The sequence below is a fragment of the uncultured Ralstonia sp. genome, assembly GCA_913056305.1.
Taxonomy (GTDB): Bacteria; Pseudomonadota; Gammaproteobacteria; order Burkholderiales; family Burkholderiaceae; genus Ralstonia.
In genome coordinates this window covers 1-14812 of sequence record CAJXMR010000112.1, presented here as the reverse complement: position 1 = coordinate 14812, position 14812 = coordinate 1, and the positions used below count along the sequence as shown (strand labels likewise).

The window sequence follows — 14812 nt, the reverse complement described above, 5'->3', positions numbered from 1 at the left end:
CCGCCACCGCAGAAAAACTGATCGCCCCCATCCGACTCCAGCCCTGACACACCCACGCCGGGCGGCATCTCGATCTGTTCGAGGACGTCGCCGGTGCGGGGGTCAATGTGCCGCAGCTCGCTCGCATCGCCCTCCCAGGTGCCATGCCAGAGTTCGCCGTCGACCCAGGTGACGCCGGTGACGAAGCGGTTCGACTCGATGGTGCGCAGCACCGCGCCGGTCTGTGGATCGATCTGGCGGATCTTGCGCTCCCGATAGTGCCCGACCCACAGCGTGCCTTCGGCCCAGGCGAGGCCGGAGTCGCCGCCGGCGCCCGGCGCGGGAATCGTGGCGAGCACCTTGCCCGTTTGTGGATCGATCTTCTGGATGTGGTCCTCGGCGATCTGGAACAGGTGCTGGCCGTCGAAGGCCGTGCCGGCGTGGGCGGGCACGTCGAGCGCGCGCAGCGTCTGACCGCTGGCGGGGTCGAGTTCCTGAACGTGGCTGCCGGCGGCAAACCAGACGTGTTGGCCGTCGTACGTCACACCACCCACCTGGTCAACGCCCGGGAACGGGCCATATTCGCGTACGACTTCGGCCGTCGATCGTTTCATGTTTGCACTCGCTCGGGTTCGGTTGTGGAGTCTCTATCCTAGTCACTCGGCAGCGGCGTCGGGAGTAACAAGGTGGTCGCGAATCCGGGCATCGGCGGCGTCATCCAGCGGCGCGCGCGGCCGCGCCCGAACGACTGCACCTTGCCGGCTTCCGCCAGCACGTCGAGCGCGCGCTGTACGGTGCGCTGGCTGGCGCCAAGCGCGAGTGCAAGCCCGGAGCTGGACCACGATTCCCCATCCGCCAGGCAGGCGAGCACGCCGGCGTAAGACGCTTCAACCGGCTGTGCCAGCACGACGATCTCGCGCGCATGCTGCGGTTGCAGCGCGAAGCCGTGCCGGGTGGCGCTCACATCCGCCAGCGCCTTGAGCGCCGTGCGCAGCCGGCCGATCTCGACGCGCAGGCGCACGCGGTGCGAGTCGTCGGCGTGCTTGGTGCGGAAGGCGTGGGCGATGAGCGTGTCTCTCGGCACGTCGCCCGGCCAGGCTTCGGCCAGCGCGCGGGCCAGCGTGAACAGCACGGGGCGTGTGGCCAGCGGCACCACGGTATCCGCATCCCGCACCGCAAGCCGGCAGGCATCGACGACCAGCACATCGGACGCGAACAGCGCTTCCACGTCTTCGAGCCGGAGCAGCCGCGTATCGCCGCGCGAGAGCAGGCGGGCAGCGGGGGCGTCCAGGGTGAGGATGGCGTTGTGGACTTCTGCGCTCAAGGTTGGGATGCCGGCCTGGCGAGCCGCCTGCTCAGCGTTGACCAGGGCTACGCGCGCGGCCTGGGCCTGCACGCGGCGCATGGCAATGCCGGCGATGACCAGCGCGTGCGCCGCCCGCAGTGCCGCAGGCAGGCGCGTTGGTTCGAGTACGGTCAATGCGCGCTCGGCCTCGTCCAGCCGGCCGATCAGGAGCAGGCGGCGGATTTCGAGATACCGCGCATGCGCGGCATTGACATGATCGCCATGCGCTTCGAGCGTAGCCCGCGCGGCGTCGAGCGTCTTCTCCGGCCAGCCCAGGTCACGCGAGGCCAGCGCGACTTCGGCTTCGGCGACGATGCAGCGGGCACGGGCAAGGGCTTCTCTCGATCCGAAGGCGCGTGCCGCACTGCGCAGCAGCGCCTTCGCGCGGGCGAGGTCGCCAAGCTGCGCCATGGCGATGCCGCGCAGCGCGAGTGCCGGGGCATCGTCGCGCAGGGCGACGCGGTTCAGCGCTCCGAATGGGTCACCCGCCGCGAGCGCGCGGGCTGCGGCCGTGATCAGTGAGTCCATCCGAATCCCGCCACACTTGTCACTCCCACCGTTCGAGGTCGGCGCCTAATCTAGCACACGACTATCCACCCGAACGGAGGCAAGCATGACCGCAACACACACCACCGCGACCCGTGAAGCCTGGCTGGCCGAGCGGCTCGAGCTGCTTGCAGCGGAGAAGGAACTCACGCGGCGCAGCGACGAGCTGGCGCGCCGCCGCCAGGCGCTGCCATGGGTCCAGATCAACAAGACGTACCGCTTTGAAACCGAGGCAGGGAGCGCTTCGCTCGCCGATCTCTTTGCGGGGCGTTCGCAACTGCTGGTCTATCACTTCATGTTCGGGCCCGACTACAAGGCCGGGTGCCCGTCGTGCTCGATGATCGCGGACGGCTTCGATGGCTTCGTCACCCACCTGGCCAACCACGACGTCACGCTGCTCGCCGCGTCGCGCGCGCCACTGGCCAAGCTGCTGGCGTACCGGCAGCGCATGGGGTGGACGTTCCCGTGGGTGTCGTCGGTCGGCAGCGATTTCAACTACGACTTCAACGTGTCGATCTCGGAGGAGCAGCAGCGCGCAGGCACCGCCGACTACAACTACCGGCGCGGCAGCCACGTGATGGACGCTGCCGACCTGCCCGAGCCCGTGGTCGAGTTCGCGACCATGTGCGGCACCGATGCGCCCACCTACGTGCGCGACCGGCCCGGCATGAGTGCGTTCGTGCTGGAGGATGGCGTCGTGTACCACACGTACTCCACCTACGCGCGCGGGCTGGATGGCCTGTGGGGCGCATACCAGTGGCTCGATCGCGCACCGCTGGGCCGCAACGAAGCGGGTGTCTGGTGGCGCCGCCATGACGAGTACAGCCCGCGCTGAGGCTCCCCGCACGCGTGCAGTGGCCGAGCGCGGCTTCCTCGGCGTCTCGGCACTGCTCTGCGTCGGCTGCGCAGTGGCGACGGTTGCGTGGTGCACGTCGATGTCGGCCATGGGCGGGATGCCCATGCCAGGCGGCTGGACGATGTCGATGGCCTGGATGCAGATGTGCGGCCAGACGTGGTTGGGCCTCGCCGCATCGTTCCTCGGCATGTGGACGGTGATGATGGTTGCGATGATGCTGCCATCGCTGGTGCCGATGCTGCGGCGTTATCGCGGGGCCGTGGGGCAGGTAGGCGGAGCGCGTCTGGCTGGGCTGACGGCGCTGGTGGGCACGGGGTACTTCTTCGTGTGGACCGTGTTGGGCGCGGTTGCCTTTGCGTTGGGCGTCGCGCTGGCGGCGCTCGAGATGCAGTGGCCGGTGTTGGCACGCGCGGCTCCGATCGCAGCCGGACTGGTCGTCCTGGCGGCCGGCGCGCTCCAGTTCACGGCTTGGAAGGCGCGCCACCTGGCCCACTGCCGCGAGGCATTGGGGTCAGGCCGGACGCTGTCGGCGGATGTCAGTACGGCGTGGCGACACGGCTTGCGTCTCGGCCTCCACTGCGCAGCCTCTTGCGCGGGTCTGACGGGGGTGCTGCTCGTCGTGGGGGTGATGGACCTGGGGGCGATGGCCGTCGTTGCCGCCGCCATCACCCTCGAACGTCTGGCCCCGGCCGGTCAGCGCGTCGCCCGTGGGGTGGGTGCCATCGCGGCCTGGGCGGGGGTGTTCCTGATCCTGCAAGCGGTGGTGCCTGGGTAGCCGGTTCAGGCACGATGTGCCGGCGGAAACCCATGGCCGCGCGCACGCCAGGCCACCACCAGCGTCGGCACCAGCAGTGCGACCACTGCCCATGGAAATGCGCCCGCGCCTCGCGTGTCCAGCAGCACGCCACCCAGCACGCCGCCACCGGCAATCGCGACATTCCACACCGTCACGATCATCGATTGCGCCACGTCGGCGGCATCGCCGGCGGTCTTGGTGGAGGCGGTCTGGAACAGCGTGGCGACGCCGCCATAGGCCAGCCCCCACACGCCGATGCCCGCATAGACCACCATCGGCACGCCGCCCCACACGCCCAGCGCCACGGCCGCCAGCCCGAACAGCACAGTGCTGGCGAGCACCAGTTCGCGCAGCCAGCGGTCGATCAGCACGCCCGTGATCCAGATGCCGGCCAGCGCGGTAATGCCGAAGACGAGCAGCACGGTATCGATGGCATCGGCCATGCCGGCCGGCGCCACGAACGGGGCGATGTACGTGTACAGCAGGTTATGCGCGAGCACGTAGGCCAGCGTCACGAACAGCACCGAGCGGATACCCGGCAGCAGGAAGACCTTGCGCAGCGCCAGGCGTGTGCCCGCTGCCTGACCGGGAAAGTCCGGCACGCTGGCGACCACCCAGCCGATCAGCACGAGCGTCAGCGCGCTCATCACGCCAAAGGCCACGCGCCAGCCGACGAAGGCGCCAAGGAACGTGCCCGCCGGAATGCCCATCGACAGCGCGAGCGGAATCCCGACCATCACCACCGCAATCGCGCGGCCCTGCAGGCGCTCGGCCACCATGCGCGCCGCGTAGCCGGCGACCAGCGCCCACAGCAGCCCCGCGAACACGCCGGCAAAGAAGCGCGCAGCGAGCGTCAGCGCATAGCTGGTCGACACGGCGGTGACGGTGTTGACGATGGCAAAGCCCGCAACTGCCGTGAGCAGCAGCGGCTTGCGGCGCCAGCCCTGCGTGGCGGTCGTCAGCGGAATGGCGGTGACCAGCGTGCCGATGGCGTACAGCGTAACCAACTGGCCGACCAAGGAGGTCGATACGCCCAGGCTCGTGCCGATCTGCGGCAGCAGGCCGGCGGGCAGGGCTTCGGTCAGCACGGTGATGAAGGCCGCCATGGCGAGCGCGAGCAGGCCGGGCCATGGCAGGCGGTCGCGTTCGGGAAGCGCGGATGGGTTGGGGAGTGCGGTTGTCGTGTTCATGGTGTGAGCCTCGGTGGTTCGGTTGTTGCATGGCAACAAGATAGGACTGACACACCACTCAAGACAATCTGGCTATAGTTCCGAACACATTGGACATATATGTCTTAAATCGGGATTGCGGATGGATAACCTCGGATCGCTCAACGCCTTCGTGCTGGCTGCCGATGCACGCAGCTTCACTGCGGCTGGGCGGCAGCTCGGCGTGTCGTCATCGGCGGTGGGCAAGGCCGTGGCGCGGCTGGAAGAGCGATTGGGCGTGCGGTTGTTTCATCGCTCGACGCGCACGATCACGCTCACGCCGGAGGGCGCGCTGTTCCTGGAACGCTGCCGCCGCGTCTTCAGCGAGGTGGAGGCGGCCGAGATGGAGCTGGCCCAGACGCGCGGTGCCCCACGCGGCAAGCTGCGCGTGAGCCTGCCGCTGGTCGGCATGCTGATGATGCCGACGCTGTCCGCCTTCATGCGCGCGTATCCGGACATCGAGCTGGACCTGGACTTCACCGACCGGCTCGTCGACATCATCGACGAGGGCTTTGACGCCGTGGTGCGCGCCGGCGAGGTCAGCGATTCACGCCTGATGACGCGCATGCTCGGCACGTTCCGGCTGATGCTGGTGGCGTCGCCAGACTATCTTGCGCAGCGGGGCGTGCCGCAGGTGCCAGGCGATCTGGCCTCGCATGCCTGCCTGCAGCACCGCTTTGCGACCAGCAACAAGCTGGAACCATGGCCCCTGCGTGATGTGCGTAGCGCCGATCTGCCGGCGGCCGCTGTGGTCAATACCATCGAGCCGCTGATCTACCTGGCGGAGAAAGGCCAGGGCATCGCATGTCTGCCGGACTTCGCGATCCGCCCGCAACTGGCCTCGGGCGCGCTGGTGACGGTGCTCGATGCGCATGTCGAGCACCAGGGCACGTTCCGCATCCTCTGGCCGTCGAGCCGCTATCTCTCGCCCAAGCTGCGCGTGTTTGTGGACTTCATGGTGCAGCACCTGTTTGCCGCCTAGGCGAGCGGCTCAGTCCTCGTCTCGCTGCTGCCGGTTGAGTGACAGCTCGTGCGCGGCATGCACGAGGAACGCCCGCGCCTCATCCAGCGATGGCCCGACATGCCGGTCGATCCGTCGGATATAGGGCGAGGTCAGGACCCCCAGCGCATGCCCATCCGGCCCCAGGATCGGGCACGAGATATCGATCACGCCGAACGACTGCAGGCTTTCGCGCTGCTTGTAGCCCATCGTGCGGATGAGCTGCAGCGTGTGCTCCAGCTCCTCGGCTGGGATCGGCACTTCACCTTCCACGGCGATGTGCTCGGCCAGCATCTGGGCGCGGCGCTCCTCGCTCTGGCAGGCCAGCAGCACGTGGCCTGAGCCGGTGTCGAGCAGGCTCACGCGGGCGCCCAGGCGGATTGACAGGCCCCACGTGCCGGGCCCCGGCACCTGCGCGAGCACCAGCACGTTGCCGCGGTCATACACGCCCAGGTGGCAGGATTGCTCGGATTGCCGGGCATACGCATCCAGCACGGGCATGGTTTGCGTGACCAGCCGGTTGACGGGCGGATGCCGGTGCGCCAGCGCGAACATCTTCAGGCTTAGCGCGTGGCGGTCGCCACCGGCCGAGCGCGTCACGTACTGCCGCGCGACCAGACGTTCCAGCATCCGGTAGATCTCGTTGGCGCTGCGGCCGAGCGCCTTGACGATCTCGGCGCGCGTGAGGCCATCGGGGTATTCGGAGAGCAGCTCGAGGATGTCGAGGCCCTTGTCCAGCGCGGGGGCCCGGTAGCGGTCGGCGCTGGTGTCGGCGGAGGAGGGGGTGTCTTTGTCCATACGGCATTGAATCTTAAAGCGGTGTCCCGTCAATCACAAATGGCCGGTGATTGCGCCTGGGTTCAGTAGGGAAAACCCCGGCGACACATTTCTTGACGCAATCGCATTCAAATATGAATAATACATTCACTGATGAGCGTGACGGGAAGTGCCAGGCGCGCATCAGACACAGATGCAGTTCTCAAACTCGCACACCGGAGACAACACAATGGCAGCTTCACGCAGCAAGCCCGCGTTTGGCGGGCGCTTTCCCAAATTTTCCCAACGTAGTCTGACCACGCGGCTGGCCGTGGCCGCAGCAGCCGGTGCCCTGTGCGCCGGCGCGGCCTATGCCGTGGATGGCACCAAGGTGGGTGTCAACCTGCCGTTGCTGACGTCGCCGTTCTGGCAGTCGTACAACGGCTACATCCCCAAGATGGCCAAGACGCTGGGCGTCGACATCCTGGCACCGGTCAACTCCAACCAGGACCCGGCGCAGCAGATCACCGACATCTCCAACCTGATCAACCTGGGTGCAAAGGGCCTGGTGGTGGCGCCGCTGGATTCGGCCGCCATCAGCCGTGCGCTGGATCTGGCCGAGCAGCGCAAGGTGCCGGTGGTGGCCGTGGACGTGGCGCCGACCAAGGGCAAGGTGGCGATGGTGGTGCGTGCCGACAACCGCGCCTACGGCACCAAGTCGTGCCAGTACATCGGCCAGCACGTGCAGGCCGGCAAGGTGGTGCAGATCATGGGCGACCTGGCCTCCGTCAACGGCCGTGACCGCGCCGAGGCCTTCCGCACCTGCATGAAGGACTTCCCGAACCTGAAGGTGCTGGAGATTCCGGCCGGCTGGAAGTCTGATGCTGCTGCGGCCGCGCTCGACAGCCTGCTCTCCGCCAACCCCGATGTGAAGGGTATCTACATGCATGCCGGCGGCGTGTACCTCGCGCCCACGCTGCAGACGCTGCGCCGCAAGGGCCTGCTGTTCCCGGCCGGTGATGCCAAGCACATCGTGGTGGTCAGCAACGACGGCATCGCACAGGAATACGACGCCATCCGCAAGGGCGAGATCGACGCGACCATCTCGCAGCCGGCTGATCTCTACGCCAAGTACGGCCTGTACTACATCAAGGCCACGCTGGCCGGCCAGACCTTCAAGGTGGGCCCGACCGACCACGGCAGCACCATCATCGAGGTCTCGCCGGGCATCCTGGAAGACCAGCTTCCGGCGCCCGTGGTGACCAAGCAGAACGTGGACGACAAGGCGCTATGGGCCAACCAGCAGTAAAGCCCATCGAAGCTGTGCCGATGGTCGAGGCGCGCGGGCTGTCCAAGCAGTTCGGCTCGACCCTGGCGCTGCGCGACGTGAGCCTGGCAGTGATGCCAGGCGAGTCGCACGCGCTGGTCGGCCGCAACGGCGCGGGCAAGTCGACGCTGGTGTCGATGCTCACGGGCCTGCGCCAGCCCGACACCGGCGCGATCCTGTTCAACGGACAGGCCGCGCCGCCGGTGTCGGACAGCGCGGCCTGGCGCCGCCACGTCGCCTGCGTGTACCAGCACTCGACCATTGTGCGCGAGCTGACGGTGGCCGAGAACCTCTTCATCAACCGGCAGCCAACGAAGCGCGGGTGGATCGACTGGCGCGCGCTGCGCCGCGAAGCCCGCGCGCTGCTCGACAGCTGGCAGATCGACGTGCACGAAGACATGCGCGCCGCCGACCTGACGGTGGAGGCGCGCCAGCTGGTGGAGATCGCGCGGTCGCTGTCGTACGGCGCGCGCTTCATCATCCTCGACGAGCCGACCGCGCAGCTGGACGGCGACGAGATCAAGCGCCTGTTCCGCCGCATCGAAGAGCTGCAGCGCAGCGGGGTGACGTTCCTCTTCATCTCGCACCACCTGCAGGAGATCTACGACATCTGCCAGACCGTGACGGTGCTGCGCGACGCGCGCCACATCGTCACGTCGCCGGTGGAGTCGATGCCCAAGACCGCGTTGATCGAAGCGATGACGGGCGAGGCCGGCAAGCTCGCGCCCAACGACGCACGTGATCGCGAGCCGCTGGTCGATGCACCCGTGGTGCTCGACATCGCCGAGCTGTCTGGCGAGGACTACGCCAATGTCTCGCTGCAGGTGCGGCGCGGCGAGGTGATTGGCCTGACCGGCGCCACCAGCAGCGGCCGCACCAGCGTGGGCGAGGCGGTGGCCGGGCTCAAGGCACAGACGGCCGGCGAGATCCGCGTCGATGGCCGCGTGCTCAAGCCCGGCGATGTGACCGACGCGCTGGCCAATGGCGTGAGCTGCGTGCCCAAGGACCGCCATCACGAGGGCCTGGTGCTCGGCCAGTCGATTGGCGAGAACGCGACGATGACGGTGCCGCATCTGCTGGGCAAGTTCGGCTTCATCGCGCCGGCGCCACGCCGCCATATGGCGCAGACGCTGATGCATGAGCTGGGCGTGGTCGCGCAGGGTGAGGAACAGGCGGTGTCCGGCCTGTCGGGCGGCAATCAGCAGAAGGTGGTGATGGCCCGTGCGCTGGCCAACGACCCCGATGTGCTGGTGCTGATCGACCCGACCGCAGGCGTGGACGTGAAATCGAAACAGGCCTTGCTGTCGGTGGTCGACGGCGTGCGCCAGGAAGGCAAGGCGGTGCTGCTGGTGAGCAGCGAACTGGACGACCTGCGCGTGTGCGACCGCGTGCTGGTGATGCTGCGCGGCGCCGTCTGCGCTTCATACGCGGCGGGCTGGGAAGACAACGCCCTGATCGCGTCGATAGAAGGAGTGACTCTCAATGAAAGGTAATGCCATGGCCGCGAATGCTCCGCAAGCGCACGCCGCCGCCCGAGCGCCGCGCTTCAACCTGGCGCGCTTGCGCGACTTCGCACTGATTCCCGCGCTCGTGATCCTGTTCGTGCTCGGCGCGTTCGTCAGCCCGAGCTTCCTGACCGAGGCCAACCTCATCAGCATCCTGGGCGCATCGGCTGCGCTGGCGCTGGTGGTGCTGGCGGAGTCGCTGATCATCATCACGGGCAAGTTCGACTTGTCGGTGGAATCGACCGTGGGCATTGCGCCGGCGGTGGGCGCCATGCTGGTGATCCCGGCGGCGTCGGGCGGCTTCGGCACCGAATGGCCGCTGGCGATGGGTTTGCTGGCGATTCTCGCCATCGGCGCGGTGGTCGGGTTCATCAACGGCTTCCTGGTGGTCAAGCTGCGGCTGAACGCCTTCATCGTCACGCTGGCCATGCTGATCGTGCTGCGCGGCATGCTGGTGGGCGCCACCAAGGGCGGCACGCTGTTCGACATGCCCGCGCCGTTCTTTGCGCTGGCGAGCACCACGTTCATCGGCCTGCCGCTCTCGGTGTGGTTGGCAGCGGTGGCCTTTGCGGTGGCGGGCGGCATGCTGCGCTACCACCGGCTGGGGCGCGCGCTGTATGCCATCGGCGGCAACGCGCCGGCGGCCCGCGCGGCCGGCATCAAGGTCGACCGCATCACCTGGGGCGTGTTCATGCTGGCCGGTGTGCTGGCCAGTATCGGCGGGCTGGTGGTCACGGGCTACGTGGGCGCCATCAACGCCAACCAGGGCAACGGGATGATCTTCACCGTATTTGCGGCGGCCGTGATCGGCGGCGTGTCGCTCGACGGCGGGCGCGGCTCGATGTTCGGCGCGCTGTGCGGCGTGCTGCTGCTGGGCGTCGTGCAGAACCTGCTGACGCTGGCCCAGGTGCCGTCGTTCTGGATCCAGGCCATCTACGGCGCCATCATCCTCGGCGCGTTGATGGTGGCCAAGCTCACCGGTGAAGAACAGCAGTAACCGGACTCCTCTTCACACCAAGACACCAAGACAGACGCGATGAGACTCCAAGGAAAACGCATCCTGGTCACGGCGGCCGGGCAGGGCATCGGCCGCGCCAGCGCCCTGATGTTTGCAAAAGAGGGCGCGCAGGTGCTCGCCACCGATATCAACGACGGCGCGCTGGCGTCGCTGAGCGGTACCCCCGGCATCCGCACGCTGCGCCTGGATGTGATGGAGGCCAATGCGATCGCCGCACTGGCCCGTGACGAAGCCGCCTTCGACGCGCTGTTCAACTGCGCCGGCTTCGTGCACCACGGCAGCATCCTCGACTGCTCGGAAGACGACTGGGCCTTCTCGTGGCAACTCAACGTGTCGTCGATGTATCGGCTCACGCGTGCGCTGCTGCCCAAGATGCTGGACAACGGCGGCGCGTCGATCATCAACATGGCCTCGGCCGCATCGAGCGTGAAGGGCGTGCCCAACCGGTTTGTGTATGGCGCCACCAAGGCAGCGGTGATTGGCATGACCAAGGCGATTGCCGCCGACTTCGTTGCGCGCGGCATCCGCTGTAACGCCATCTGTCCGGGCACGGTGGAATCCCCCTCGCTGGAGCAGCGCATCGCCACGCAGGCCCAGGAGCAGAACGTGTCCATCGACACCATCCGCGCCGCCTTCGTCGCGCGCCAGCCAATGGGCCGCGTCGGCACTGCCGACGAGATCGCCGCGCTGGCCACCTATCTCGCCTCGGACGAGTCCCGCTTCACGACCGGCACCTGCTGCGTGATCGACGGCGGCTGGTCCAACTGATTGCAGTCCACAACGACAACGCTATGAAACTCCTCCGCTACGGCCCCAAGGGCCAGGAAAAGCCCGGCCTGCTCGATGCGCAGGGCCAGGTGCGCGACCTCTCCGGCGTGATCGACGACATCGGCGGCGCGGTGCTGCTGCCCGAAGGGCTGGCCCGCTTGCGCGAACTCGACATCAACCGCCTACCCATCGTCGATGGCTCGCCGCAAGCCGGCCTTCGCCTCGGCCCTTGCGTGGGCAACGTCGGCAAGTTCATCTGTATCGGCCTGAACTACTCGGACCATGCCGCCGAAACCGGAGCGGAGGTACCGGCCGAGCCGGTCGTCTTCGGCAAGTGGACCAGCGCCATCACCGGCCCGGACGACGACATCGAGATCCCGCGCGATTCGGTCAAGACCGACTGGGAAGTCGAGCTGGGCGTGGTCATCGGCAAGGGTGGCCGCTACATCACCGAGGCGGATGCGCTCTCGCACGTGGCGGGCTACTGCGTCATCAACGACGTCTCCGAACGCGAGTTCCAGCTCGAACGCGGCGGCACCTGGGACAAGGGCAAGGGTTGCGACACCTTCGGCCCCATCGGCCCGTGGCTCGTCACCGCCGACGAGGTGCCGAACCCGCAGGCGCTGCACCTGTGGCTGGAGGTGGACGGGCATCGCTACCAGAACGGCTCCACGTCGACCATGGTGTTTGGCGTCGCGCACCTCATCAGCTACCTGAGCCGCTTCATGAGCCTGCAGCCGGGCGATGTGATTTCCACCGGCACGCCGCCGGGCGTTGGGCTGGGGCAGAAGCCGCCGGTCTACTTGCGCGCCGGCCAAACCATGCGCCTCGGCATCGATGGCCTGGGCGAGCAGCACCAGCGCACCGTGAGCGCACAAGGTTGAGCATTCCGCATTCCCGAACACGATACCCATGACCATCATCCGATCCCTGCGCGTGCTGGACGTGCGCTTTCCGACTTCCCAGCATCTCGACGGCTCCGACGCGATGAATCCGGACCCGGATTACTCCGCGGCCTATGTGATTCTCGAAACGGATCAACCAGGCCTCGAAGGCCATGGCCTGACCTTCACCATTGGGCGCGGCAACGAGGTGTGCTGCGCGGCCATCGAGGCGATGCGCCATCTGGTGGAAGGGCTCGACCTCGACTGGATTTGGGAGGACATGGGCCGCTTCTGGCGCCACGTCACCTCCGACAGCCAGTTGCGCTGGATCGGCCCGGACAAGGGCGCCATCCACCTGGCCACCGGCGCCGTCGTCAATGCCGCGTGGGACCTGTGGGCCAAGGCCGAGGGCAAGCCGCTGTGGCGCCTGGTGGCCGATCTGACGCCCGAAGCGTTCGTGCGCTGCATCGACTTCCGCTACATGACCGACGGCATCACGCCGGAGGAAGCGCTCGACCTGCTGCGCAAGCAGGCCCCCGGCAAGGCCGCGCGCATCCGCACGCTGGAGCAAGAGGGCTACCCGTGCTACACCACCTCCGCCGGCTGGCTCGGCTATGACGACGACAAGCTGCGCCGCCTGTGCCGCGAGGCCGTCGACGGCGGCTTCCGCCACATCAAGCTCAAGGTCGGGCGCGACCTGAAGGACGATATCCGCCGCGTCTCCATCGCCCGCGAAGTGCTCGGGCCGGACCGCCAGTTGATGATCGACGCCAACCAGGTCTGGGAAGTGAACGAGGCCATCGACTGGGTGCGCGAACTCGGCTTCGCCAAGCCGTGGTTCATCGAAGAACCAACCAGCCCGGACGACGTGGAAGGCCACCGCGCGGTGCGCAAGGCCATCGCGCCCGTGAAGGTGGCGACCGGCGAGATGTGCCAGAACCGCATCCTGTTCAAGCAGTTCATCATGCGCGGCGCCATCGACGTGGTGCAGATCGATGCGTGCCGCCTGGGCGGCGTGAACGAGATCCTGGCCGTGCTGCTGCTGGCGGCGAAATACGGCCTGCCGGTGTGCCCGCACGCGGGCGGCGTGGGCCTGTGCGAGTACGTGCAGCACCTGTCGATGATCGACTACATCTGCGTGTCGGGCACACGCGAAGGGCGCGTGGTGGAGTACGTCGACCACCTGCACGAGCACTTTGTCGACCCGTGCGTGGTGCGCAACGCGGCCTACCTGCCGCCGCAGGCGCCCGGCTTCTCGATCACGATGAAGCCCGCGTCGCTCGAGCAGTACCGCTTCCGGGGCTGAGGCGATGGCCGCGCCAGTCTCCCGCATCGACGCGCACCAGCACTTCTGGCGCTACCGGCCCGAGGCGTATCCGTGGATCGGCCCCGGCATGGAAGCGCTGGCGGCGGATCGCCTGCCGGCCGACCTGCTGCCGGAGCTGCGCGCGCAGCGGCTGGATGCGGCCATCGCCGTGCAGGCGCGCGGCGAGCGGGAGGAGACCCGCTTCCTGCTCGACCTTGCCAACACACACGACTGGATCGTGGGCGTGGTCGGCTGGGAAGACCTGGGCGCCGCCGATCTGGAAGCGCGCCTGGAGGCATTGAGCGGCGAGCACAAGCTGATCGGCTTTCGCCACCAGGTGCAGGACGCGCCCGATGTGGCGGCCTTCCTGTCCGCCCCCGCATTCGCGCGCGGCATCGCGCTGCTGCAGGTCTGGGGCTATGCCTATGACGTGCTCGTGTTCGGCCATCAACTGAACGCAGCGGCGGATTTCTGCGGCCGTCACGACAGCCACTGGCTGGTGCTCGACCACCTCGGCAAACCGCCGCTGGAAGCATTCGCGCGCGATGCCGATGCGATGGCGCGCTGGAAGGCGGCACTGGCGCCGCTCAAGGGCATGCAGCACGTCGCCTGCAAGCTCTCGGGCCTGTTGACCGAAGCCGATTGGCGCAAGGGCGTGACGGTGCGCGACGTCCAGCACGCCCGGCAATGCCTGGACGTGGCGCTCGATGTATTCGGCCCACAGCGGCTGATGTTCGGTTCGGACTGGCCGGTGTGCCAGTTGGCCGCGTCGTACGGCACCGTCTACGACGTTTTGCATGTCTGGGCCGAAGAACGCCTGAGCGCCACCGAACGCGCCGACCTATGGGGCGGCACCGCCGCCCGCTGCTACAACCTGCAATTCAAGGCCTGAACCATGGACCTGCATCTGCAAGACAAAGTCGTGATCGTCACGGGCGGTGCCGCCGGCATTGGCGCGGCGATCTCGCTGCAACTGGCGGCCGAGGGCGCCATCCCCGTCATCTGCGGCAAGAGCCCGATGGCGGCCGAGTTTGAAGATGCGCTGATGCGGAGCCAGCCCAAGGCACGCTTCTTCCAGTTCGATCTGGAGCAAGAGGTGGACTGCCGCGGCATGGTGCAAGAAACCATCGCGGAGTTCGGCCGCATCGACGGCCTGGTCAACAACGCGGGCGTGAACGACAGCGTGGGCCTGGAGGCCGGGCGCGATGCTTTCGTGCGCTCGCTGGAGAAGAACCTCATCCACTACTACGTGATGGCGCACCTGTGCCTGCCGCACCTGAAAGCGAGCCGAGGCGCCATCGTCAACATGTCGTCCAAGACAGCAGTCACGGGGCAGGGCAACACCAGCGGCTATTGCGCGGCCAAGGGCGCGCAGCTCTCGCTCACTCGCGAGTGGGCGGCAGCGCTGGCGCAGGATGGCGTGCGCGTCAACGCGGTCATTCCGGCCGAAGTGCTCACGCCGCTGTACCAGCGCTGGATCGCCACCTTCGATGATCCGGAAGCCAGGCTGGCCGCCAT

Annotated in this window: 15 protein-coding genes; 11 read left to right on the top strand and 4 right to left on the bottom strand. The window is 67.7% G+C overall.

Annotated elements, in window-relative coordinates:
* Together QZ609_RS16735 and QZ609_RS16730 are read right to left on the bottom strand one after the other, a co-directional pair.
* On the bottom strand, positions 1–593 hold a 593-nt coding region (locus QZ609_RS16735; protein WP_295497182.1), incomplete at its 3' end, for a glutamine cyclotransferase.
* A gap of 38 nt (positions 594–631) precedes the next feature.
* Complete coding sequence (locus QZ609_RS16730) at positions 632–1852, bottom strand: helix-turn-helix domain-containing protein (RefSeq protein WP_295497180.1); 1221 nt, start codon at positions 1850–1852, stop codon at positions 632–634.
* 85 nt (positions 1853–1937) lie between these two features.
* Here QZ609_RS16730 and QZ609_RS16725 point away from each other — a divergent pair, with 85 nt between their 5' ends.
* On the top strand, positions 1938–2705 hold the full coding sequence (locus QZ609_RS16725; protein WP_295497178.1) for a DUF899 domain-containing protein: 768 nt from the start codon (positions 1938–1940) through the stop codon (positions 2703–2705).
* Positions 2683–3501, top strand: a complete 819-nt coding sequence (locus tag QZ609_RS16720) for a DUF2182 domain-containing protein (protein WP_295497177.1) — start codon at positions 2683–2685, stop codon at positions 3499–3501. The genes QZ609_RS16725 and QZ609_RS16720 overlap by 23 nt, the downstream gene beginning before the upstream one ends.
* A 5-nt stretch (positions 3502–3506) precedes the next feature.
* Here QZ609_RS16720 and QZ609_RS16715 read toward each other — a convergent pair whose 3' ends face one another.
* On the bottom strand, positions 3507–4712 hold the full coding sequence (locus QZ609_RS16715) for an MFS transporter (protein WP_295497175.1): 1206 nt from the start codon (positions 4710–4712) through the stop codon (positions 3507–3509).
* Between the two features lie 121 nt (positions 4713–4833).
* Between QZ609_RS16715 and QZ609_RS16710 the strand changes: the two genes are divergently transcribed.
* The gene (locus tag QZ609_RS16710) at positions 4834–5712 is read left to right on the top strand and encodes a LysR family transcriptional regulator (protein WP_295497173.1); all 879 of its coding nucleotides are present in this window, start codon (positions 4834–4836) and stop codon (positions 5710–5712) included.
* A gap of 9 nt (positions 5713–5721) precedes the next feature.
* Here QZ609_RS16710 and QZ609_RS16705 read toward each other — a convergent pair whose 3' ends face one another.
* Positions 5722–6528: an IclR family transcriptional regulator gene (locus QZ609_RS16705; RefSeq protein ID WP_295497171.1), complete on the bottom strand. Its 807-nt coding sequence runs from the start codon at positions 6526–6528 to the stop codon at positions 5722–5724.
* A 208-nt stretch (positions 6529–6736) separates the two neighbouring features.
* Between QZ609_RS16705 and QZ609_RS16700 the strand changes: the two genes are divergently transcribed.
* The 8 genes from QZ609_RS16700 to QZ609_RS16665 all read left to right on the top strand — a co-directional run.
* Positions 6737–7795, top strand: a complete 1059-nt coding sequence (locus QZ609_RS16700) for a sugar ABC transporter substrate-binding protein (RefSeq protein ID WP_295497169.1) — start codon at positions 6737–6739, stop codon at positions 7793–7795.
* Positions 7777–9306, top strand: coding sequence for a sugar ABC transporter ATP-binding protein (locus QZ609_RS16695; protein ID WP_295497168.1), 1530 nt, complete (start codon positions 7777–7779; stop codon positions 9304–9306). The genes QZ609_RS16700 and QZ609_RS16695 overlap by 19 nt, the downstream gene beginning before the upstream one ends.
* Positions 9307–9310: 4 nt before the next feature.
* Complete coding sequence (locus QZ609_RS16690; protein ID WP_295497184.1) at positions 9311–10315, top strand: ABC transporter permease; 1005 nt, start codon at positions 9311–9313, stop codon at positions 10313–10315.
* 39 nt (positions 10316–10354) lie between these two features.
* Entirely contained in the window at positions 10355–11104 is a 750-nt protein-coding gene (locus QZ609_RS16685; protein ID WP_295497166.1) for an SDR family oxidoreductase, read from the top strand.
* A 23-nt stretch (positions 11105–11127) separates the two neighbouring features.
* Entirely contained in the window at positions 11128–11988 is an 861-nt protein-coding gene (locus QZ609_RS16680; protein WP_295497164.1) for a fumarylacetoacetate hydrolase family protein, read from the top strand.
* 28 nt (positions 11989–12016) lie between these two features.
* Complete coding sequence (locus tag QZ609_RS16675) at positions 12017–13294, top strand: L-fuconate dehydratase (protein WP_295497162.1); 1278 nt, start codon at positions 12017–12019, stop codon at positions 13292–13294.
* A 4-nt stretch (positions 13295–13298) separates the two neighbouring features.
* A complete protein-coding gene (locus tag QZ609_RS16670) occupies positions 13299–14186 on the top strand; it encodes an amidohydrolase family protein (RefSeq protein WP_295497160.1) in 888 nt (295 codons plus the stop codon).
* Between the two features lie 3 nt (positions 14187–14189).
* Positions 14190–14812, top strand: a 623-nt coding sequence (locus tag QZ609_RS16665; RefSeq protein ID WP_295497158.1) for an SDR family oxidoreductase, incomplete at its 3' end; no start/stop codon positions are given.